This is a genomic window from Leisingera aquaemixtae (assembly GCF_019801145.1).
Lineage (GTDB): Bacteria > Pseudomonadota > Alphaproteobacteria > Rhodobacterales > Rhodobacteraceae > Leisingera > Leisingera aquaemixtae_A.
The window spans coordinates 1-18,729 of record NZ_JAHVJQ010000017.1; the positions used below are offsets into that span (position 1 = coordinate 1).

An 18,729-nucleotide genomic window follows, 5' to 3' on the forward strand; every position below is an offset into this window, starting at 1 on the left:
CCGCTTAACCATCTCAAATTGCCGGCGCAAGTTATGGCCGCAGGGGGCGATATAGTGGGCATAGTGACGGTCTTCCGGATCGCGGCCTGCCCACTTCAAACCTGCGGCCACAGCGTCGGCCTGCCACCGGTCTTGAATGCAGTGCGGGCACTGCGGCTGGCTGTTCATGAGAACAAAGATCTTGCTGGCATGTGCCCGTCGGCAGGTGTGGCAGGATAGGAGCAGGTGATAGCGGTCCTTGATGCGCTGCAGGATGCCGAAGCCCTTGGCTTCGGCGGCGGTCTGCCAGTGGGGGTGAATGGTGAGCGGGAAGGCGGCGGGCGTGGCGGTTGATGTATGGGTCATTGAGAACTCCGTTTGCGCAAAGCTGGAGAGAGGGCAGGCGCCGGATATGGGGCACCTGCCGGGATAATCTGGATTTGGGCATGACGCGGGCGGGCGCAGGCGGGGAGATCCGCTGCGGGCCGGGTCAGGTTATGTCACGGGGACTGGGCGGATCAGACCGGCGCGAATTCCGGAGCTGTCACTGCCATCTCCACCACGGCGTCGACTTGCCGCGCCGCGCGGTTCAGCGCTTCGCGGACACCGGGATCATCGGTAGTGAAAAGGTCCCGGTGCTCATGCATCAGCTGCTGGAATCGAAGTGCCTCGTCCAGGCTCTCAGATTCGATCAGAAAGTGCAGCAGCATGCTCATGCGCTGCATTGGCAAATCTTCGGCACTGACCATCTGTGCGGTCAGGATGTCGCCGCTGAGTTTAAGGCAATCCTGCCATTTGGCTTCTGCGGCCTCTTGGATACCGGTGGATGCGGGATCCCAGGCGAGGGAGTGAGACAGATCACGCTCCAAATTCAGGGCTTCGTCCACTGCTTTGGTCAGCGTGTCGAAGGTGCGGGTGATGAAGGTGGAACCATCATCTGCTTCGTTTGCAGGCCACAAGCCTTTTTCTGTGCTCATGCGCATGATACGGCAAATATCAGCCATAGTCGGTCTCCTCTCGCGAGATCGGTTTTGGTTAGGGTGCGGCAAGGGGTAGGAGCCTTGCTGCACCTGCAATATATGGTACCATAAAACCAAAAATCAATACGAGATTGTCAGACATGTCAAAAAAAGCGCGAGGACGCCCGGCGGTGGATACCGAAGCGGTCAATCTCCGATTGGCGCGTGGGATGATCGAAGTCATTGATAACCAGCGCCGCGAGCAAGACGATCTTCCGACACGGCCTGCTATGATCCGGCGGATGTTGAAGCAATGGTGCCAGGATCGCGGAATTGAAGTCGACGAATAGCAATTGCTGTCAGTGTAAATCTTCACCCCTTCCAGATTATCGAAAAACAATAAGTCATCCCAGGCCCCCGGCAGGGCGGGTCCAGCAGGCTGCTGGCCGCAGGAAGCTTTTGAAGGCGAAGGCCTGAAACAAGCTGACGAGGAGGGGATCGAAGGGGGTATCCCCCTCGCGAACGGCAAGTTGCAATCCTGGGGCCCAGCCCAAGATTGCAACTTGCCTAGTGAGTACAAGCCTCACAAAAACAAAAATAAGCCTATCGGGATTTTCTTCGTCTTCGCGGAGACTCGGATCAGAGAAGCAGATCCGAGCAGCAAGATGACCCTACAGCCCAAGTTCACCCAAGCACAGCCCGTAATTCTAAATGAAGCACCGGTTGTGCTGCGATTTGCAGGCTTGTTTCCGCGGGACCTTGGCAAGTTCAAGATGCATGACAAGCGCGGCGGCGGCGACCTGGATCATGTCGACCAGGAGCTGTCGCGGCTGAACCAGGTGCTGGCCGGCGAGCCGGGCTGGCAGCAGCAGATACGCGGCGAAATTGCTGAGATGCGCCGTCACAATCACGAGGAGCATTTGCGTGCCCTCAGAGCCAAATCACGCATGAAGGACGCCAGGAAGCTGGAGGCGGAAGGGCCTGCAGACCCCTGGCGGTCCTGCAGCAGAGGTCCGCTTCGGGAAGGCATCATCACAGTCAACAAAGATTGGCTGGGCGGGGCAGGGCTCTCTGAATGGGATCCGGAACGTGTCTCTGCTTTCCGCAAAACCGCCATGTCGTTCCTCCGTGAAAACTTTCCACATGGTCAGCTGCGCTATGCAAGCGCCCACGTCGATGAGGAGGCTTATCACATCCATTTTGTCGTGGCCGTTTGGACCGAGAAGCCATCCGCCAACCGCGGGCATCAGATCCTGCTGCAGCCATCTGAGAACCCGCTCATCAAAAGCTATGAGCATGCCCAGGATCTTGCCGGAGAGGCCTTCGAGACAATCGGGATCATCAGGGGGGAGCGCCGTGCCGAGGCCCGGCGCCAGGCGCGGGCAGAGGGAAAACCTCTGCCCGAGCGGCGGCAGCATGTGCCGCCATCAAAGTGGCGTGCCGAGGAGCGCCTCAAGGCGCAAGCGGAGAAGAAGCGCATCCTGGGCGATGCCCTGGATGAGGCAAAGGCGGCCGTTGAAAACGGCCGGGACCTAGCCAAGGCCACGGTCAAAAAGTCGCGCAAGCGCGCGGTGAAAGAGGCGCGGGCCCGCAAACAGCGGACCGCGCGGGAAACTGCAAAGATGATCCGCCGCCGCGATGCGGCGGAGGCAGAAGCTGTGCAGAAGGAAAAAGCGGCTGACGCCGCGAATGCTCTGAAAAAGAAAATTGTGGCTGAGGTCGGGGCATTGGAGCCGAGGGTTAAGGGGTATGAGGCAAGGGCGGAAGAAGCTGCAGAAAAGTACCGGGACGAAACGGCAGCGCGAAAGGCCGAAGAGGAAAAACGCGCGCGGATTATCCAAGAAAGGCAACAGGCCGAGCAGGTGCTGAACGCCACGAAGGCAGAGAAATCTGATCTGGCCGCTCAACTGCGGCGGATGGTTCAGCACCGCGGCCAGGAAGAAAAAGCGGCTGCTGAGGCCCGGGCTGCCCGGCTGGCTGAGGAGAAGAGGCTGCAGGAGGCAGAAGAAAAGGTCCGGTTGAAGGCAACGGAGGCAGAGGTCATCACGGATGCCATCGAGACCGGGTTGGGTTTGGTTGCTGATGGGGCGGTCTTCTGGCGGGAGGCGTCTGCGGATCAGCAGGCAGGCTTGACTTGGGGCGCGGCCGCCCCGGATACCAAGGGCGAGCGGGATGAAAAGCTGAAAGAAATCCGCCCAGCAATGCGGATGGTCACGCGCATTGCTCAACTGGTGGCGCGGACCGTGAAACGCGTCCTCGCCAAGGAACGGCAAAAGCTGAAGAGTGACGCGGATTATGTCCGCGGCCTGCGCCAGAAATGGGAACCGGAAGATGCAGCGCGGCTGTCGAGGATCACGCTCGGTGGGATAGACAGCGGACCGAAATAGGGCTGATTGCTGACTTTTGCTGCGTGAAAAGCCAAGGTTTGCTGTGCGGGACTTTGCCGCCGTTGCCCTTCCTGGTGTTTGCTGACGCAGCATTCGCTCGCGGGTGCGGCGTGGTTTTTGCTGTGAAGCAGCATGTGTCGCCAAACCGGCCGTTGAAAGTCAGTCGGAGGCGCGAAACTCGAACCGCCCTTTCGCAGCAACTAGGATCGAGAAGCAGGGAGCAGGACTAGGCTTTCTTCACACGGATAGGGTGTTTGGCTCCGCTAGGCTTCTGATGCTCAAGCGTTTTGTGAGCTGTCTTCCTGGTGATGAAGGAACCCAGTTTGGACTTGGCCGCGCCAGCTTCCATCAAGGTTTCCGGGCAGGGTTACCGTTGGCAATAATCTGATGGATCAAAGAAGCAGCAGCGTGGTGTCTTTCGGTATCAGTTCCCGTTCCATCCGCATTCTCATGAAAAGCCGCTGCATCACGAAGAACACCAATGACTTCATGTTCAGGCAGCACCTGAAGATCTTTCATAGCCAGCAGCAATGCCTCGCAGATCGATAACGCGGCCATTCCTGCACATTCGCTCCGCTCGGACATTTTAGGCCTTCCTTTCTTGCATTGCGTGCCATGATAAGCTGACAGAGAAGTTCTCTTCAGTACCTTCGCAGGAATCGAAGCAGGCCGAACTGATCCAAAGCAGTCCGGTGGACCGGCGGTTTTCAAAATCACCGCCCCAGCTCAGGAGGGGTTATGAACTCTATCGAACACAGCCCGCTCGCAAGGAAGCTATCTGCATTTGCCGTTCTTTCAAAAGATGAACTGGCCGTACTGACTCAGTTGCATCAACGCCGGAAAACCTTTGCGGCAGGTAGTGACCTTGTGCATCAGGGACAGCCCAGACAAGCCGCCTACATTCTGGCTTCAGGCTGGGCCTGCTCCTACAAAATCCAGCCAGAGGGATCGCGACAGATTGTCGACTTTCAGATACCGGGTGATTTCCTGGGATTGCGCAGCGTTCTCCTGCGCACTTCGGACCATAGCATCGAGCCGGTTGGGGAGATCGAAGCAGTCGAGGTTATTGCAAGTGACCTGCTGGGAGCATTGGCCGACACCCCAAGGCTGGCGGCAGCCATACTTTGGGCCGCGTCCCGGGATGAAGCGATGGTTGTCGAGCATCTTGTCGGGCTAGGACGCCGCGATGCAGATGCGCGAATGGCGCATTTTCTGCTGGAGCTTGGTGCGAGGCTGGCGTTCGTCGGACTGGGAAGCAAGGAGGGATATGCTTGCCCTCTGACCCAGTACCATCTGGCCGACGCTCTGGGATTGACTGCCGTACATGTAAATCGCGTTCTGCGCCAACTTCGGGAACGGGAATTGGTCACCTTCCGGGGTGGCTACGTGAAGTTCGGAGACATCGACCGGCTAATGACTCTGGCGGATTTCGATCCGGCGTACCTGGACCAAACTGGACCGCTTCTGAAATGAAACGGCCGCCGCTTGGAAGAGCTCGGGCAGCCAGATGAAAGGTTTAAAACGGGGCGGTTACGTGAGAACTTGTTTTGCCGCCTCGAGCTCCCTGTACATTTCGGTGTGGTTCTCATCGCTGTGCGCCTTCTCCGCAAGCTTGTAATGCTTCCAAGCCGCTTCTTTCTGCGGTCCTGCAGGAGCTCTTTCGCAGGCAGCTCTTATGGAAGCCAGCTTCACAGCGAGTTTTCGTGCTTCGGGGGTCATTTCTTTTTCCTTTCAGATGTTTCCGAGAATAAGAAGCGCGAACTATGTGCAGAACCGATTTGGACCAGCACATACCCCGCGCTTCTTTGGCACTCGAACACAATCACACACCGGCAAAATGTGGCGCCGGTATAGTACTCCTATCCGGGATTGGATCTGCATGTACTGACACAGGTTAGCTAGCGGTGTCCCGGTACGAGCCCCCTGCAAAGACCAGTAGCCCCCGCCTGAAAAGAAGCGGCCCATTTGAACATGCCTGCCTGCGCGCGCGTTGAAACTGCAGCAGCCTGACGTAAACCGGCAGCTGGGTGGCACCGGCCTCAACGAGTGACGGTTTTCACGCTTAGTGCAAACAGAACAGGAAAATCCGAAATAGCTAACATCGATTAGTACGTGCTCTCCTCGCCTGTCCTAGAGTTTTTGACATAGTCAGCGTTGCGGGGCCTACGTCCTGAAGGTCCCGGCAAGACTCGCTGCAGATGAGGCAAGAAACTGCCACACGGGCAATCAAGGAAAACCAGGATGAACACACGGTCGTCCAGACTGATGGTGACGTATTCCCACCCGTTTTCCTTGGCGGGTTATCCAGGCGTACTTCCGGCCGGAGCGTATGAAGTCATCGTGGAAGAGGAGCTTCTTCAGGGGCTCAGTTTCGTGGCCTACCGGACCGCAGCAATTTACCTGCTGATCCACGGCAGGGGCGGCCAAGCAGGCCGGACCGAATTGCGCATGATCACCCAGAGTGACTTGGAAACTGCGCAAAGCCGCGCCAGCGGATTTGACACAAAACAGCAATCATAGCGACGCGGCGCTTTCTCCGCAGGAGGACCAGAGATGACTTATCCCGAATGGCTGAGGCCCGGAGTTTACGGAGCCCTTATTGGCGCCGTCTCCATTACAATCGCAGGGTTCTCTTGGGGCGGCTGGGTGACGGGAAGCCAAGCAGATGCAATGGCCAGTTCTAGGTCCCACAACGAACTGATCGCGGCCTTGGTGCCGGTTTGCATCAACCTGGCCCAGACAGATTCCAACCGGATTGCCAAGCTGGCGTCAATCCAAGAGGCAATATCCTATAAACGCCGGGATGCCGTTATGGAAGCAGGCTGGGCAACGGTTCCTGGTTCAGAGCAGCCAAACCGTGATCTTGCACAGGCATGCCTTGCCGGGCTGGATCTTGATGCCTCGTGATTTTGCAGAACTACCGGTGTCTTCTGAATCCAGCACAGTGCTGACGGACAAGAAGATGGTCTCCTGGGCTTTCCTGAAAACTCTGGTCAGACATTTTGCAGCTGTGTTCGGATTTGTTCTGGTGTTCGCAGCACCTGCTTTTCCGCAATCAGGCACATCTGCGATACCTGAAAACGCCCATGCTAGAAGCTACGGTAACGGGTGGGAATGCAATCCGTCCTACCGTCCCGCCGGCAATACATGTGTTGCAATTGTTGTCCCGCAAAACGCTTACCCGACGAACAAACCTTATGGCACGGGATGGGAGTGCCTGCATGGCTATGTTGAGGTCGAAGGCAATTCTTGTGGTAAAGTTTTAGTCCCGGAAGGCGGTTATCTCGACCCTTCGGGCAAACGGTGGAATTGCTTGCGCGGATACCGGAAGATCGACGACATCTGCCAGAAAATTGCCCTGCCGGAAAATTCCTATCTAACGAACGACACTAGCGGGCCAGCTTGGCGTTGCAATCGAGGGTATGAGGCCAAAGGTGAGAAATGCCTTGTCATTCATGTGCCGGAACACGCCTACTTGAACGGCTCAAAGTACGGGCGGCCTTGGACATGTGAGCGCGGGTTCTTTGAACAGGATGGGACATGTACAGCCGTGTTCGTCCCTGAAAATGCCTACTTTGACGATGCACCTTACAGAACAGGGTGGAAGTGCGAACGCGGTTACGCAGTGTCTGGCGACCGCTGCATTCTCATAGATCTGCCCGAAAACGCCCATCTCGACAGGTCTGGCAACCGATGGGAGTGCGACAGGAACTTTCAGCGGACGAGAGGCCGCTGCGTTCTGAATAACTAGGCCTTGCACCTTCTGCTGCCCTGCTTGGCGGCGTCATAACTTGCGGCGGGCACGTCAATGCCAAGCGCTTGTTTCAATCCAAAGGACAAATCATGGATCCCGCAACCAAAGCCGGCCTCTCAGCACGGCAAAATGCAAGCAATGGGCGTTTGCGCTCACCATTCCTCTCTGAGGAACCCGGGAGCACAGGCAAACTGCCGTTCTTCCCCGTTCCCAGTGCAATAGTGTACTGCGAAGGAAACTTCGCCAAAAATGATGGAAAAACTGCAAACGGGCTGGTGCGCCACTCAAAGGCCTACCGGATACTCTCAGTGATCGACAGCGGGCACCACGGGTGTGACAGCGGGCAAGTCTTGGATGGGGAAATCAACCGGATTCCGGTTTTCGGCAGTCTTGAAGAAGCCGTTGCCCACCAAAGCACTGTCCCTGATACACTGATTTACGGGATGGCGCCGTCTAACGGGAAACTCTCTTGCGAGGACCGGAAGGTTGTTCTTGAGGCGATTTCACGGGGAATGAACATCGTAGCCGGCCTGCATGAATACCTAAGTGAAGACCCGGAGATCATTGCTGCTGCAAAATCCTGGAACGTTACCGTCCGGGATATCCGCAAGCCCCGGCTCAGCAAGGACATGCGACTGTTCGATGGCAGCATTGCGCGTGTAAAGGCGATCCGCATCGCCATTTTGGGAACCGACTGCGCAATTGGAAAACGGACCACGGCAACCCTGCTCGCCAGGGCACTGAATGCGCAAGGCATCAAGACGGTTCTGGTTGGCACCGGCCAAACAGGTTTGATGCAGGGCGCCAGATATGGCGTCGCAATGGACGCGGTGCCGCCGCAATTCTGCTGCGGGGAACTGGAAGGGGCTATTCTTGCCGCATACGAAAGAGAACAGCCAGATGTCATTCTGATCGAAGGCCAGGGCGCGCTCAGCCATCCGGCGTTCTGCACATCTGCCTTCATTCTGCGCGGCAGCCAGCCCGACGCGGTAATCCTTCAGCATGCGCCAGCGCGGGCGCACCGCTGCGACTTTCCGGAGATGGCAATGCCGGACCCCAGTGACGAGATTGCCCTGATCGAAGCGTTTTCGGACACAAAGGTAATCGGCGTAACCCTCAACCATGAAGGGCTGACTGATGCGGGGATCAATGCCGCTATCAGGGACCATGCACGGAAACTGGACTTGCCGGTCAGCAATGCCCTTAGCTGCCCTCCGGTTCATCTGGCTGAACTTGTTCTGTCTGCCTATCCTCAGTTGCGGCCGGTGCCGGGGAAGGCCGCGTTATGACTGCGCCACGCTTGGAAATAGATCTGAGGAAAATCCGCCAGAATACGCGTGTACTTGTCGACCGCCTGAAGCCCCGCGGGATCTCTGTGACTGGTGTGACCAAAGCAGTATGCGGCGACCCGCGCATTGCAAAAGCCATGATTGCAGGCGGTGCAACAGGACTGGCTGATGCGCGGGTGGCAAGTGTCGAGCGCATGCGCAAGGCAGGAATAACCTGTCCGATCCTGATGATCCGGACACCCATGCTGAGCCAGGTGGAGCAAATCGTTTCCTATTGTAAAACCAGTTGCAACACCGAAATCGGGACGATAGCCGGCCTCGCCGCTGCAGCCCTGCGCCAAGAAACCAATCACGCGATCATACTGCTGGTAGAAATGGGGGATCTTCGCGAAGGCATTATGCCTGAGGACCTGACCGATATTGCGCTTCAGGTCACCAGGACACCGGGTGTGGTACTCAAGGGCATCGGTGCGAACTTTGCTTGCCTGGCCGGTCCGTCTCCCACCGCTGAGGATATGGCAGCACTATCAGCGCTTGCGAACGACGTTGAAGCGCAATGCGGTCCCTTTGTTGACGTGATTTCTGGAGGCAGTTCCGCAAATCTACAGTGGGCGCTTGGTACGGAAGTGGTAGGAAGGGTGAACAGTCTGCGCCTGGGGGAGGCCATCCTGCTCGGCACCGATCCGGTTTCCGGAAACCCGATAAGCGGGCTTCACACGGATGCTTTCGTCCTGCAGGCAGAGGTGATCGAGACAAAGGCAAAGTCAAAGCTGGCACCCTTGAAGATGTCCGATCCTGCATTGTCAGCGCTAAGCCTAGTGCCAGGCAATCATTGGAAAACCCGGTCGATCCTGGCTATCGGGCTGCAAGACACAGATCCGGCCGGACTGACTTTTCCGGCAGCGGTTTCCTACATCGGAGCAACCAGCGATCATCTCGTCGTAGAAACGACCAATTGCCCGCTGCGCATCGGGAGCGAGATAACACTGCGTTTGAACTACAGCGCCCTTTTGCACACCATGGCAGCGCCAGATGTTGCAAAAGTTTTTTGCAATAGCAGACCTGCAGAAGACGGTGGTTCAGCCACCCGCAATGGACGGCACCCGGTACTCTTGTGATACCGGCGGGCTCTTGGAAATGCAGCTCCAAGCCTCGTCAAGCGGCCTCAAGTCTGCAGCATGCCGTAGTAATTTGAGCCGGGAATACCTATATCGGGTGTGACTGCTGGTGCTTTCTTCGCCTCACAGAGAGGCTGAAAACTGAGGCTCGCAATCGCCCGACCGCAACATCTCTTTCAATGGTCAGAGCACCGGTGACGCGGCTTTTTCGAACAATTCGGCTGGTGCGAATGAGAGAAAGAAAGAGCGGGGTTCAGTTCTGCTTTCATGTGCAAGACCAGCCCCGATTGCCCTCTAAAGACTCTTGACGCCGTTAATCCGCGGCAACTCCGCTTTGCCAGAGCGGCAAGAACAGCACCGCAGCAAAGGAGAATTAGAAAATGGATCAGCTGACAAGTAAGGCTGTCGCACTATTCTCCCACCCTTTCACCTTGCCGGGATTCGACGAGACACTTCCAGCTGGGGAGTATGTCATCGAAACCGAACTGTCCGCACCTCCCGGCCACCTGACACCCCAGGCATGGAAAGCCTCTGTAATAATTCATTTGCACCCGCGCGCGTCACATCCAGGGCTGGCCCGCAGCCTGACAGTTTCACTGGCGGACCTCGAGAGCGCTCAGGCCAAGGACAAGTTGTCCGGAAAGAAGCTGTCGCAGTTCTTCCTCGAAGAAATGCTTGCCGACCCGATGGTGCGCTTGGTCATGCAGGCTGACGGAGTGTCTGAAGCCCAAATCCGCCGCTTGTACCTTGGCGAGTGCGATTCGGACCAGGATCGCGAGCAGGCTGCCCAGAGTGCTGAAGAGGCAAGTCCCTCAAGCGCATTTGCAATCCAAGCAGCAGAGAACGAAGGCTTGGCACCTCCGGCAGACAATCGCGCCAACAAAGTTGTCAGTCCTGCACCGGACGTACCGGGCGGTAAGGAACCACATGATGACTGATAGAAACGAACAAGATGCCTTTGTGACACCTGCCCGCGGAGACGTGCCGCGAGAGCGCCGTTGCTTGCGGTGCAATTCTGTATTCTGGAGTGAATGGTTCGGCGAACGGATCTGCCGGCGCTGCAAGTCTTCAAATGCTTGGCGTACCGCTGTTTCGGTAAGATCCGGCTCGCCTGGCCGCCGTTGAAACCCTCCGGGCACCACAACTTTCATTATGCTGGATCGGCATTCCGCCAAGCTCCTACTTGCTTTTACTCCTTGGCAGCCTGCGGGCTGTCGAACGTCAGCAGGTTTGAGCTGGATTTGACGCAACAGATTAGAAAAGAAATGAGCTAGGTTCATGAGGGCCTGCCGGTTCTCTTGCGCACGCAAACGCCACAGGTCCAGAGCGATTGCCTCTGAGCGCCAGCCCAAAAGAGCTGCAGTTCGTATGGTTCAGGCGCCAGGCGGCCTACACTTCACTGGCCACTGCGCTTGTACTGAAGCCGGGAGCGCCGTAGGCGCTCGATTTTGCTGCGCCGTATTTCGTTTTCGTCTTCCAGGATTTCACGCGCAGCCCGTGCGGTCTTTTCCATTGCCGTTTCCTTTCGGGACAGGCCAGCTAGTTTCAATTCCTCAATATTAAACTTGGTCATCATCCAACTCCTACGAGGCTGATTGTGGGCAGGGCTATTTTTGCGTGAAAGTTCAGTTTGGGCCTTCTGTCAGGTGCGCTATGGGGCAGAAGGACTGGGCAGCGCCGTGGCCGCGCCAGTTCGTTGCAGTGTTCTACGCAGCGGCGGGGAAGTCCGCGTGAAATCCAGCAGAGCCGACTGCCGAGAGGAATGCTGCGCGGGCGGCACCTACAGGCGCGAGACAGTCCATCGCTGCATCGATTTTTTCAAGCGCAACATCTCTATTGTGATCAGAAACGGGCCAAGCTCTCTGCAGCCAGAATTGTGCTTGTTCGATTGTCGAAATTTTTCGTGTCCGCCCCTCGGAGGGCAGAAATACGGTCATGGGGGTTCCCCAAGAGATTTCTATCAAGATTGTTCTTTCGGTGGTTTTTGAAAGCCGCATCAGACTGTTGGTCACAGCAAATGCGGAAAGCGAGAGCACTGCAAGAATGCTCCCGCTGAATGTTTCAAGCCTGCAGAGGCTTAGGCAAGTGCGAGATTGCTGGCAGACTCGCGCCCGTCGCGGCCGCTTTCGATGTCGAAAGTCACGGCCTGGCCATCGTTAAGCTGCTGGATGCCAGCGCGTTCCAAGGCGGAAATATGGACAAAGATGTCCTTCGATCCCTGCTCGGGAGCGATAAAACCAAAACCTTTTTGAGAGTTGAACCATTTCACGGTGCCATTGGCCATCGTGTCGTCTCCTTGAAAAATGCCATCCGCAACACGCGATAGCCCGGCCCAGTGTCAACATAGGAACAACTGGGGCCGTTAGGAAACAGAAGGTCGTAGGAAGAAGCTTTGCCCAACCGAGATGGGGTATGCGATCCGTGTTTACAAGAGGCTAGCTTTGAGACCGCGTGAAATTTTTTGCAAACTTGCTTGGCGTGCCGGCTGGGCCTGCCGAGTACGTCTTTCACAGCAGATTGTTCTGAAGGGCAATTTTCGAGATCGCTGGTTTTTCAGCTCCAGCTCAAGTCCGCTAATGGCTGTTACCCGCCTTGTGCTCACACAGCAACCAACTTTATTGGCGACGGCCGCTGCAGGTTCGACCCGAACCTCTGCTTTGCCACGAAGGCGGGTCCGGTCCGGATTTGCCCTCCGATCCTCCCTCCACATCCAGTCATCAGCACCGCGCTGACACGGCCATTTTGCATGCGAGACTGAGCGGCCGGTTCTGGGGGACTAACCAAATCTGCGGTTGTGCAATGAACGTCCTGGTCAATCCGCCGCGCATTCAAGCGGCGGTGAGGGAGAGCGCGCTGACGGCGTTGATCCCTTCACCTCTGGCGATGGGGCTGCTCACCGGTAAATACGGGCCGGATATTCAGACCTTCCGCGAAACGCTACACATTGCCAGGGACAAGACGATCAGAGCTTCCGAGACATCGGACAGCCTGCAGCCCATTCTAAGCAAAGCAAGCTGAGGTGTCCGTCAGATCAAATCGGAAGTTTTACAGGTGAGGACGCCTGACGATTACCAATTCTTGCCTAGCAAGCTGTGGCATTTGTGACCTTGGAAAGCCGATATCTAAGTGCTCGGCGCCTTAGTCAGATGCGACCACCTGCAGAACTTGGGAAACCGCAACCAGGTTCCGCTGCTCATCGTGGTAGACGACAACTGTCAGATCTCCGTAGGAGCCGACGACGCGTCGCCCGTTTCGCCGGACCTCGGCGATCTCATCCGTCTTTGCCAATCTGACCATTAGCCCGCCGAAGTCCATCCCGCAGCCCCTAACTGTGCTCGTCCTGCGCATAGTGCGCGATCAACTGCGCCTGACAATCCGGGCAATCGAATTCGTCCCCTTTCGCAGGCACTGCGTCAAAAGCTATGTCCATTTTGATCTGGCACACCGGGCACTCGAAATTTACCGAGCAGACACCATCAGCTTCATGAAACCGGAACACTTGCCGCGACCTAATCTGAGCGCATGATCCAGAAGCAGGCGCCAAATCCTGCAAAGTATCCGACTCCGGTACACACGAAAAAAAGCTCCAGCATCACCCACCCCAAAACACCGATAAACCAATATGAATGTGATTGTAGCTCATAACACTTTTAGATTGAAACTTCAATAAAGGTGTAAGAACGGCATTTTATCCACAGGACATACCTGGGTCGTGCATGCGGCGATGGAGCGAACCCTCTGGGTTTCACGGCAAGCACGCCAGCCTTTCCGCAAACCCATGTCTATAGCGAGACGGCTTTGCGTGGCTGCTAGCCCGCGCAAGGCCGCTAGCTGTCAGCAGAGGCACAGCTGCCTGTTCCGCGTTGTTGAGCCCGGTTCCCGCCCGCCTCAGAGGCCAACAGGGTGATTTTCAGGTTCTGTATATTCAGAATAGCGCGGAAATATACCGTGGTCGGCTCAGGTCCGCCGAGGCCGCCCGGATGCTCAACCTCCCAGCGCAGGACGAAAGAAGCCTGGCTTTTCCGCTTCAGACTAGCCAGCACCGGCTGCCCGTAGGACATCTCGATCCAGCTGTTGCTGTCCGCAGTCCGCTTCTGATCCGTCGGGAGCTGGATTGAAACCTCAGACGGAAGATGACCTCTGCTCGAAATCGGCGTCACGCCGCATGAAAGAGCTTCAACCGCAGCCGCATTGCCCGGTATTCCGGAAGTGGCAAAGAACGCGGCAAAAGCAGTCAGGCAAGATCTCGCCAGCATCCTAAACCTCCCACACTCATACACTCTGCGTGGCGCGGCACGCGAAACTGCTCCAGAACAGTCAATTGGCCCTGAATAGCAACAGCACAACCAAGGCAGTGTTAACAAACGCAATAGAAGTGCAGGTGAGAGATGTGGCTTGAGCTCTACCAAAAGAGTACCTGCCCCGAAACAGCGTCACAAATACAGTATGTCTCAAAGTTTAATGACCGTGAGCAGGTTGCGCCGGAGCAGGTCCAGCTTAGCCGCTTTGGCAATGAGTGGAATGAGATGCAGCTTGAAAAGCTTGGAAAACCTCTCCTCTGGCCGCCAGATTCGGCGACGGCCAATGTTAGGACCGCCGTTCTGCGTCACCGCGAGGCCGGTTCGAGCCCTTCTGTCGGATATTGCGCCGCAAACCAACGACCGTACTCTACCTGCTGCGTAATCTGGTTGCGTAATAGCCGTGTTGGGCGTTTCTCCGTGCCGTTGAGAAATGCACAGCACTTAGGGTCAGGATTTACAGCAAGTAGATGACGGTTGCTGCGAGGGAGATGGCTGAAAGGAAGACCTTGGGACAGCGATCATGGCGGGTGGCCACGCGTCTCCAATCCTTGAGCCTGCCAAACATGATCTCGATGCAGTTTCGCCGCTTGTATCGGCGCTTGTCGTTTTAGACCGGCGTCTTGCGTTGCATCCAGCCGGGGATGCAGGTGCGTATCCCTTTGTCTTTCAACGCGTCCCGGAACCGTTCGGCGCCATAGTCGCGATCATCGAGCAACCAGTCCACGTTTGGCAGACCGCTGTGCAGAGCCCGAGCACCGGTTTAATCGCCAACTTGCCCGGCGGAAACGAACAGATTGAGCGGGCGCCCTTGGCTAGCCAATCTACTGACCGAAAGCAGTCATTGGGGTGGAAAGCGTGGGCGGCAATTTTGTCCCACGTCTTGTAAATTCAAACGAAAAATCTCGCTGCGGAACGCACGAACGGCTGGTTTTTCCACCGCGCTGCGACGCCAGAGCTTGCGCGTATGCAGAAAATCCGTGTTGCGCGCGCACGCAGCAGAAAATCCAATTTACAGGTTGGGCTCTGAGCCGCCGAATGCTTGGACAGCACGACCCTTGTTATGCGTGGACAGGGACCGGCCATCGACAGGTCTGGCCAAGGGGGTGAACCTGCGACGTTTCCGGTAATGTGCTGCCTCCCGCGTCCCATAAGCCGAGGTTCGGCCTGGTGGCGGCGAAATCTTGGTGAGAGCCCATCGCGACAGATGCTGCAGAAATGACGAACGGGAGCATCACAGGTTTGCAGATCTTTGGATACCTGCAAGACCAGAAATAGAGATCGGCGACTTGCAGATCTCTAGAAACCGGTCAGTCAGCCCTGACTGAACTGCTTGGCGCGAGCGGGCAATCACCACCCTGTAGTGCCCGATGCTTTCCTTGAGCGGCCGCGCAACGATTGGGTCGCCTTCAGTCGTGCAGTCCTGTTTGGGCGGGAAGCCTGCAAGCGTGAATCCGAACCCCTTGCCGACGTAAGCCTGAACAAGCTCGCGGGATTGGGACTGGAACGGCACTTCGGGGTGAACGCCCGCGGCCTGCAGCAGTTGCAGGTAGCTGGGGCCGGGGCCAGCGGGCGAGACGGCGATATATGGCAGACCGGTCAGGTCGGACAGGCTGATCCGGGCTTTCGTTGCCAAAGGGTGCGAGCCTGACAACAGAACCAGGGGCGGCAGCTCCAAAAGCACTTCAACCTCATGCCGGCCGGTATCGAACCCCTGGTCAAAGACCACCAGCGCATCCACCTCGCCAGTGTCCAGCGCGGCCATCAGTGCCGGATAGTCAGCTTCCTTCACCTCGATACGGACACCTGGATGGCTTTCGCGGAAAGCAAGCACCGCAGGCAGGACGATCTGCTGCGCCAGTGCGTGATGGGTGCCGATGTGGATCCTGCCGGTGCGGCCAAACGCCAGATCCGCGGCCTGCCGGTCCAGTGCAGCGGCCTGCGTCAGCAGCGCCTCGGCCTGCGTGGCGAACGTCCCGCCAGCGCGGGTCAGCCGCATGCCTTGTGCCGGAAACCGGTCGAACAGGGTCAGGCCGGTGGCGGCCTCCAGCTTGTCCAGTGCCGAGGCGATGGCTGCGGCAGAGACATTCAGCTGCCGCGCCGCCTGGGCAATACCGCCCTGCCGCGCGGTTTCCGTCAGGTAGGTGAGCTGGCGAAGGGTGAAGCGAACCATTGGAAAAATCATTCTTTGAAGCCGATTAAATCAGTTTTTCCAGTTTTAGGACAGACCTTATGCTGCCTGCAGGCGACAGCGGAGGATATCATGGAAATATTGCCAATGACCGGCGGTTTGGGCGCGGAAATCCTAGGGGCGGATATCCGCCGCGGCGAGGATTTCAGTGCCATCCGGGACGCATTTGCGGAATACTCGGTGATCGTGCTGCGGGGGCAGACCGCAGGGCCAGAAGATCACCTGGCCTTTGCCCGCCGTTTCGGGCCGGTGAATGTCAACCGGTTCTTCAAGCCGGTCGAGGGCCACCCGGAAATCGCCACTGTCCTGAAAGAGAAGGACCAGACAGAGGCCGTTGGTGAGGGGTGGCATACCGATCATTCCTATGATCAGGAACCGGCGATGGGCTCAATTCTTCACGCCATCGAGATGCCGCCCTATGGCGGCGACACCCTGTTTGTCTCCATGGGCGCCGCCTATGAGGCGCTCTCAGCGCCGATGCGCCGGTTTCTTGATGGTCTCACAGCCGTGCATTCTTCGCGCCATGTGTTCGGCGCCGCCGCGATGGACAGCGAGGCGGTGAAAACGGGCCGTCTGGGCAATGCTGAGGCTGCCACCCAGGACGCCCGGCATCCGGTGGTCATCACCCATCCGCTGAGCGGACGGCGCGGCCTTTTTGTGAATCCGGTTTTCACCACCCGCATTGAAGGGCTGACCCCGGAAGAATCCTTGGCGCTTCTGGCCATGCTCTATGCCCATTGCCAGAAGCCGGAATTTCAATGCCGCGTGCGCTGGCGGGCCGGTGACATCACCATGTGGGACAACCGTGCCACCTGGCACAAGGCGATCAACGACTACCACGGTTTCCGCCGCCTGATGCACCGGGTCACCGTCGAGGGCGGCCCGCTTGCCTCCGCCCGCGCATCCTGACCGCTGATGAAAGCTCAGCCATGACCAGCCACAGCTCCAAGACAGACACCGGCCAGCCCAATGTCATCCTGATCCTGGCGGACGACATGGGGTTTGCCGACCTCGGCTGCACCGGGTCAGAGATCCAGACCCCCAACATCGATGCGCTTGCGCGGGGCGGCGTGATGCTGTCTGCGATGTACAACTGTGCCCGCTGCTGCCCGACGCGGGCGTCGCTGCTGACCGGGCTTTACCCGCATAATGCCGGCGTCGGGCATATGGGCGCGAATTTGGGCACGCCCGCCTATCAGGGGTTCCTGCGCAACGACAGCGCCACCATAGCCGAGCATCTGCGCGCCAGCGGCTATGCCACGCTGATGTCCGGCAAATGGCACGTGGCCGGCGATTTCGAGCCGCGAAGTGTGGACAGCTGGCGGATCGGCGACGTCGAGCACCCGACACCGCGCCAGCGCGGCTTTGACCATTTTTACGGGATCATGGACGGCGCCACGCATTTCTTCTCGCCGCATTACATGCTGGAGGATGACAGCCGGGTCGAAACCTTCCCGGATGATTTCTACTTCACCGACGCCATCACCCATAAGGCCATCGGCATGATCGAAGGCGCGGTGGAGGAGGAGAAGCCCTTCTTCCTCTACCTCGCCCATACCGCGCCGCACTGGCCGCTGCATGCCCATCCTGAGGACATTGCCAAATACGACGGCATCTATGCCAAAGGCTGGGACCATATCCGCACAGCGCGCCATGAAACGATGAACGGCCAGGGTGTGTTCCAGCGCAGCTGGGACATCTCCCCGCGCGACAGCACCGTGCATGGCTGGGAGCATGAGAAGAACAAAGATTGGGAGGCCAGCAAGATGGCCACCTATGCGGCAATGGTGGACCGCATGGACCAGTCGGTCGGCACACTGATTTCGGCCCTGAAACGGCTCGGGCAGTTCGAAAACACTCTGATCCTTTTCCTCTCCGACAACGGCGGCTGCGCCGAGTTCATGGCCGAGGACGGCTGGGCGAAGTTCTACCCGGACAAAACGCACGACGGCAGGCAGATCACCATGGGCAATGTGACCGGCCTGCGCCCGGGCGATGCCCAGACCTTCCAGAGCTATGACAAGCCCTGGGCCAATGTCTCCAATGCGCCCTTCCGCCTGTACAAGCATTATGCGCATGAGGGCGGCATCTCGACCCCGCTGATCGCCCATTGGCCAAAAGGGTTCAAACCGCGTAACACTGCCCATGCAGCCTGCCATGTGGTTGATATCCTGCCGACCATTCTGGAAGCCGCCAGCGCCGACTGCCAGACAGAGGTGGGAGGCCATGAAATCCAGCCGTTGCAGGGAGAGTCGCTGCTGGGTCTCTTTCAGGGCAAAGACTGGCAACGCGCGCAGCCGATCTTCTTTGAGCACGAGGGCAACGCCGCGATCCGGCTGGGCCAGTTCAAGCTGGTGCGGCTGCATGATTGCCCTTGGGAGCTTTACGACATCGAAGCCGACCGCACCGAACTAACCGACCTTGCGGACCGCAACTCCGCCCTTGAAAAAAACCTGATCCGCCAGTACCTGACTTGGGCTCAAACCGCCGGGGTGCTTGATTGGAACGAAGCGCTGCCGAAATTGCTGGCGGCGTGGAAGATGGAAACCCCAAATGGCTGAAACTGATGGCTAAGCGGCTACCGAGGGTCCACTGGTAAAGGACGGGTTTGTCCGGCTCACTGCCAGTCCAAGCCCGACCAGGTGAACGGCCCTGGTCTCGGAAAACAGCCGTTCAAGCCTGGCGCGGCGAACTTGCGGCGTGAGCCCACAACCGCCGCTGTTAAGGCCGTTCACTTTGCTGCCGCAGTAGATC

General features: G+C 57.8%; 21 protein-coding genes and 2 pseudogenes. 12 read left to right on the top strand and 11 right to left on the bottom strand.

Annotated features, from left to right (window positions below):
* Nucleotides 1–345, bottom strand: a pseudogene (locus KUW17_RS22365) (GIY-YIG nuclease family protein); the annotation flags it as partial.
* A 152-nt stretch (nucleotides 346–497) separates the two neighbouring features.
* Nucleotides 498–983: a hypothetical protein gene (locus KUW17_RS22370; RefSeq protein WP_261397365.1), complete on the bottom strand. Its 486-nt coding sequence runs from the start codon at nucleotides 981–983 to the stop codon at nucleotides 498–500.
* Between the two features lie 146 nt (nucleotides 984–1,129).
* On the opposite strand from KUW17_RS22370, the gene KUW17_RS22375 reads away from it, so the two are divergent.
* Together KUW17_RS22375 and KUW17_RS22380 are read left to right on the top strand one after the other, a co-directional pair.
* A complete protein-coding gene (locus tag KUW17_RS22375) occupies nucleotides 1,130–1,288 on the top strand; it encodes a hypothetical protein (protein ID WP_167738125.1) in 159 nt (52 codons plus the stop codon).
* 213 nt (nucleotides 1,289–1,501) lie between these two features.
* Nucleotides 1,502–3,325, top strand: coding sequence for a plasmid recombination protein (locus tag KUW17_RS22380; RefSeq protein WP_222482522.1), 1,824 nt, complete (start codon nucleotides 1,502–1,504; stop codon nucleotides 3,323–3,325).
* Nucleotides 3,326–3,673: 348 nt separating this feature from the next.
* Here the strand turns inward: KUW17_RS22380 and KUW17_RS22385 are convergent, their stop codons facing one another.
* Nucleotides 3,674–3,910, bottom strand: coding sequence for a hypothetical protein (locus KUW17_RS22385; protein WP_222482523.1), 237 nt, complete (start codon nucleotides 3,908–3,910; stop codon nucleotides 3,674–3,676).
* A gap of 153 nt (nucleotides 3,911–4,063) precedes the next feature.
* On the opposite strand from KUW17_RS22385, the gene KUW17_RS22390 reads away from it, so the two are divergent.
* Nucleotides 4,064–4,798, top strand: coding sequence for a Crp/Fnr family transcriptional regulator (locus KUW17_RS22390; protein ID WP_222482524.1), 735 nt, complete (start codon nucleotides 4,064–4,066; stop codon nucleotides 4,796–4,798).
* Between the two features lie 57 nt (nucleotides 4,799–4,855).
* Here KUW17_RS22390 and KUW17_RS22395 read toward each other — a convergent pair whose 3' ends face one another.
* Nucleotides 4,856–5,044 (bottom strand): hypothetical protein, encoded by a 189-nt coding sequence (locus tag KUW17_RS22395; protein WP_222482525.1) that lies wholly within the window; start codon nucleotides 5,042–5,044, stop codon nucleotides 4,856–4,858.
* Between the two features lie 522 nt (nucleotides 5,045–5,566).
* On the opposite strand from KUW17_RS22395, the gene KUW17_RS22400 reads away from it, so the two are divergent.
* The 6 genes from KUW17_RS22400 to KUW17_RS22425 all read left to right on the top strand — a co-directional run bounded on the left by KUW17_RS22400 (nucleotide 5,567) and on the right by KUW17_RS22425 (nucleotide 10,424).
* The gene (locus KUW17_RS22400; protein WP_222482526.1) at nucleotides 5,567–5,845 is read left to right on the top strand and encodes a hypothetical protein; all 279 of its coding nucleotides are present in this window, start codon (nucleotides 5,567–5,569) and stop codon (nucleotides 5,843–5,845) included.
* Nucleotides 5,846–5,878: 33 nt separating this feature from the next.
* Nucleotides 5,879–6,232, top strand: a complete 354-nt coding sequence (locus tag KUW17_RS22405; protein ID WP_222482527.1) for a hypothetical protein — start codon at nucleotides 5,879–5,881, stop codon at nucleotides 6,230–6,232.
* Nucleotides 6,222–7,076: a hypothetical protein gene (locus tag KUW17_RS22410; RefSeq protein ID WP_261397366.1), complete on the top strand. Its 855-nt coding sequence runs from the start codon at nucleotides 6,222–6,224 to the stop codon at nucleotides 7,074–7,076. Before KUW17_RS22405 ends, KUW17_RS22410 begins: the two co-directional genes overlap by 11 nt.
* Before the next feature lie 92 nt (nucleotides 7,077–7,168).
* Nucleotides 7,169–8,368: a DUF1611 domain-containing protein gene (locus KUW17_RS22415; RefSeq protein WP_222482528.1), complete on the top strand. Its 1,200-nt coding sequence runs from the start codon at nucleotides 7,169–7,171 to the stop codon at nucleotides 8,366–8,368.
* On the top strand, nucleotides 8,365–9,486 hold the full coding sequence (locus KUW17_RS22420; RefSeq protein ID WP_222482529.1) for an alanine/ornithine racemase family PLP-dependent enzyme: 1,122 nt from the start codon (nucleotides 8,365–8,367) through the stop codon (nucleotides 9,484–9,486). The genes KUW17_RS22415 and KUW17_RS22420 overlap by 4 nt, the downstream gene beginning before the upstream one ends.
* A 380-nt stretch (nucleotides 9,487–9,866) precedes the next feature.
* Entirely contained in the window at nucleotides 9,867–10,424 is a 558-nt protein-coding gene (locus KUW17_RS22425; protein ID WP_261397367.1) for a hypothetical protein, read from the top strand.
* A gap of 458 nt (nucleotides 10,425–10,882) precedes the next feature.
* Here the strand turns inward: KUW17_RS22425 and KUW17_RS22430 are convergent, their stop codons facing one another.
* From KUW17_RS22430 to KUW17_RS22440, 3 genes are all read right to left on the bottom strand, one after another.
* Nucleotides 10,883–11,059 carry a hypothetical protein gene (locus tag KUW17_RS22430; RefSeq protein ID WP_222482530.1) on the bottom strand — a complete coding sequence of 59 codons (177 nt, stop codon included), beginning with the start codon at nucleotides 11,057–11,059 and terminating at the stop codon, nucleotides 10,883–10,885.
* 133 nt (nucleotides 11,060–11,192) lie between these two features.
* Nucleotides 11,193–11,498, bottom strand: coding sequence for a DUF982 domain-containing protein (locus KUW17_RS22435; RefSeq protein ID WP_315899421.1), 306 nt, complete (start codon nucleotides 11,496–11,498; stop codon nucleotides 11,193–11,195).
* A gap of 65 nt (nucleotides 11,499–11,563) precedes the next feature.
* Nucleotides 11,564–11,770, bottom strand: a complete 207-nt coding sequence (locus KUW17_RS22440; RefSeq protein ID WP_222482531.1) for a cold-shock protein — start codon at nucleotides 11,768–11,770, stop codon at nucleotides 11,564–11,566.
* A 515-nt stretch (nucleotides 11,771–12,285) separates the two neighbouring features.
* Between KUW17_RS22440 and KUW17_RS22445 the strand changes: the two genes are divergently transcribed.
* Nucleotides 12,286–12,504 (top strand): hypothetical protein, encoded by a 219-nt coding sequence (locus tag KUW17_RS22445; protein WP_222482532.1) that lies wholly within the window; start codon nucleotides 12,286–12,288, stop codon nucleotides 12,502–12,504.
* Nucleotides 12,505–12,624: 120 nt separating this feature from the next.
* On the opposite strand, the gene KUW17_RS22450 is transcribed toward KUW17_RS22445, so the two are convergent.
* From KUW17_RS22450 to KUW17_RS22465, 4 genes and pseudogenes are all read right to left on the bottom strand, one after another.
* On the bottom strand, nucleotides 12,625–12,783 hold the full coding sequence (locus KUW17_RS22450; protein ID WP_222482533.1) for a hypothetical protein: 159 nt from the start codon (nucleotides 12,781–12,783) through the stop codon (nucleotides 12,625–12,627).
* 530 nt (nucleotides 12,784–13,313) lie between these two features.
* The gene (locus tag KUW17_RS22455; RefSeq protein WP_222482534.1) at nucleotides 13,314–13,742 is read right to left on the bottom strand and encodes a hypothetical protein; all 429 of its coding nucleotides are present in this window, start codon (nucleotides 13,740–13,742) and stop codon (nucleotides 13,314–13,316) included.
* Nucleotides 13,743–14,241: 499 nt separating this feature from the next.
* Nucleotides 14,242–14,601, bottom strand: a pseudogene (locus KUW17_RS22460) (transposase); the annotation flags it as partial.
* 417 nt (nucleotides 14,602–15,018) lie between these two features.
* Entirely contained in the window at nucleotides 15,019–15,957 is a 939-nt protein-coding gene (locus KUW17_RS22465; protein WP_222482535.1) for a LysR family transcriptional regulator, read from the bottom strand.
* A 90-nt stretch (nucleotides 15,958–16,047) separates the two neighbouring features.
* On the opposite strand from KUW17_RS22465, the gene KUW17_RS22470 reads away from it, so the two are divergent.
* A complete protein-coding gene (locus KUW17_RS22470; RefSeq protein WP_222482536.1) occupies nucleotides 16,048–16,884 on the top strand; it encodes a TauD/TfdA dioxygenase family protein in 837 nt (278 codons plus the stop codon).
* 20 nt (nucleotides 16,885–16,904) lie between these two features.
* Nucleotides 16,905–18,536, top strand: a complete 1,632-nt coding sequence (locus KUW17_RS22475; protein WP_222482537.1) for an arylsulfatase — start codon at nucleotides 16,905–16,907, stop codon at nucleotides 18,534–18,536.
* The last annotated feature ends 193 nt before the right edge of the window (nucleotides 18,537–18,729 follow it).

Excerpts from the sequence above, each read along its gene's own strand:
- KUW17_RS22415 (WP_222482528.1), top strand. The coding sequence starts at position 7,169 with ATGGATCCCGCAACCAAAGCCGGCCTCTCAGCACGGCAAAATGCAAGC.
- KUW17_RS22410 (WP_261397366.1), top strand. The coding sequence starts at position 6,222 with ATGCCTCGTGATTTTGCAGAACTACCGGTGTCTTCTGAATCCAGCACA.
- KUW17_RS22475 (WP_222482537.1), top strand. The coding sequence starts at position 16,905 with ATGACCAGCCACAGCTCCAAGACAGACACCGGCCAGCCCAATGTCATC.
- KUW17_RS22455 (WP_222482534.1), bottom strand. The coding sequence starts at position 13,742 with ATGCTGGCGAGATCTTGCCTGACTGCTTTTGCCGCGTTCTTTGCCACT.
- KUW17_RS22390 (WP_222482524.1), top strand. The coding sequence starts at position 4,064 with ATGAACTCTATCGAACACAGCCCGCTCGCAAGGAAGCTATCTGCATTT.
- KUW17_RS22420 (WP_222482529.1), top strand. The coding sequence starts at position 8,365 with ATGACTGCGCCACGCTTGGAAATAGATCTGAGGAAAATCCGCCAGAAT.
- KUW17_RS22385 (WP_222482523.1), bottom strand. The coding sequence starts at position 3,910 with ATGTCCGAGCGGAGCGAATGTGCAGGAATGGCCGCGTTATCGATCTGC.
- KUW17_RS22470 (WP_222482536.1), top strand. The coding sequence starts at position 16,048 with ATGGAAATATTGCCAATGACCGGCGGTTTGGGCGCGGAAATCCTAGGG.
- KUW17_RS22405 (WP_222482527.1), top strand. The coding sequence starts at position 5,879 with ATGACTTATCCCGAATGGCTGAGGCCCGGAGTTTACGGAGCCCTTATT.
- KUW17_RS22440 (WP_222482531.1), bottom strand. The coding sequence starts at position 11,770 with ATGGCCAATGGCACCGTGAAATGGTTCAACTCTCAAAAAGGTTTTGGT.
- KUW17_RS22450 (WP_222482533.1), bottom strand. The coding sequence starts at position 12,783 with ATGGTCAGATTGGCAAAGACGGATGAGATCGCCGAGGTCCGGCGAAAC.
- KUW17_RS22395 (WP_222482525.1), bottom strand. The coding sequence starts at position 5,044 with ATGACCCCCGAAGCACGAAAACTCGCTGTGAAGCTGGCTTCCATAAGA.
- KUW17_RS22465 (WP_222482535.1), bottom strand. The coding sequence starts at position 15,957 with ATGGTTCGCTTCACCCTTCGCCAGCTCACCTACCTGACGGAAACCGCG.
- KUW17_RS22400 (WP_222482526.1), top strand. The coding sequence starts at position 5,567 with ATGAACACACGGTCGTCCAGACTGATGGTGACGTATTCCCACCCGTTT.
- KUW17_RS22425 (WP_261397367.1), top strand. The coding sequence starts at position 9,867 with ATGGATCAGCTGACAAGTAAGGCTGTCGCACTATTCTCCCACCCTTTC.
- KUW17_RS22445 (WP_222482532.1), top strand. The coding sequence starts at position 12,286 with ATGAACGTCCTGGTCAATCCGCCGCGCATTCAAGCGGCGGTGAGGGAG.
- KUW17_RS22430 (WP_222482530.1), bottom strand. The coding sequence starts at position 11,059 with ATGACCAAGTTTAATATTGAGGAATTGAAACTAGCTGGCCTGTCCCGA.
- KUW17_RS22370 (WP_261397365.1), bottom strand. The coding sequence starts at position 983 with ATGGCTGATATTTGCCGTATCATGCGCATGAGCACAGAAAAAGGCTTG.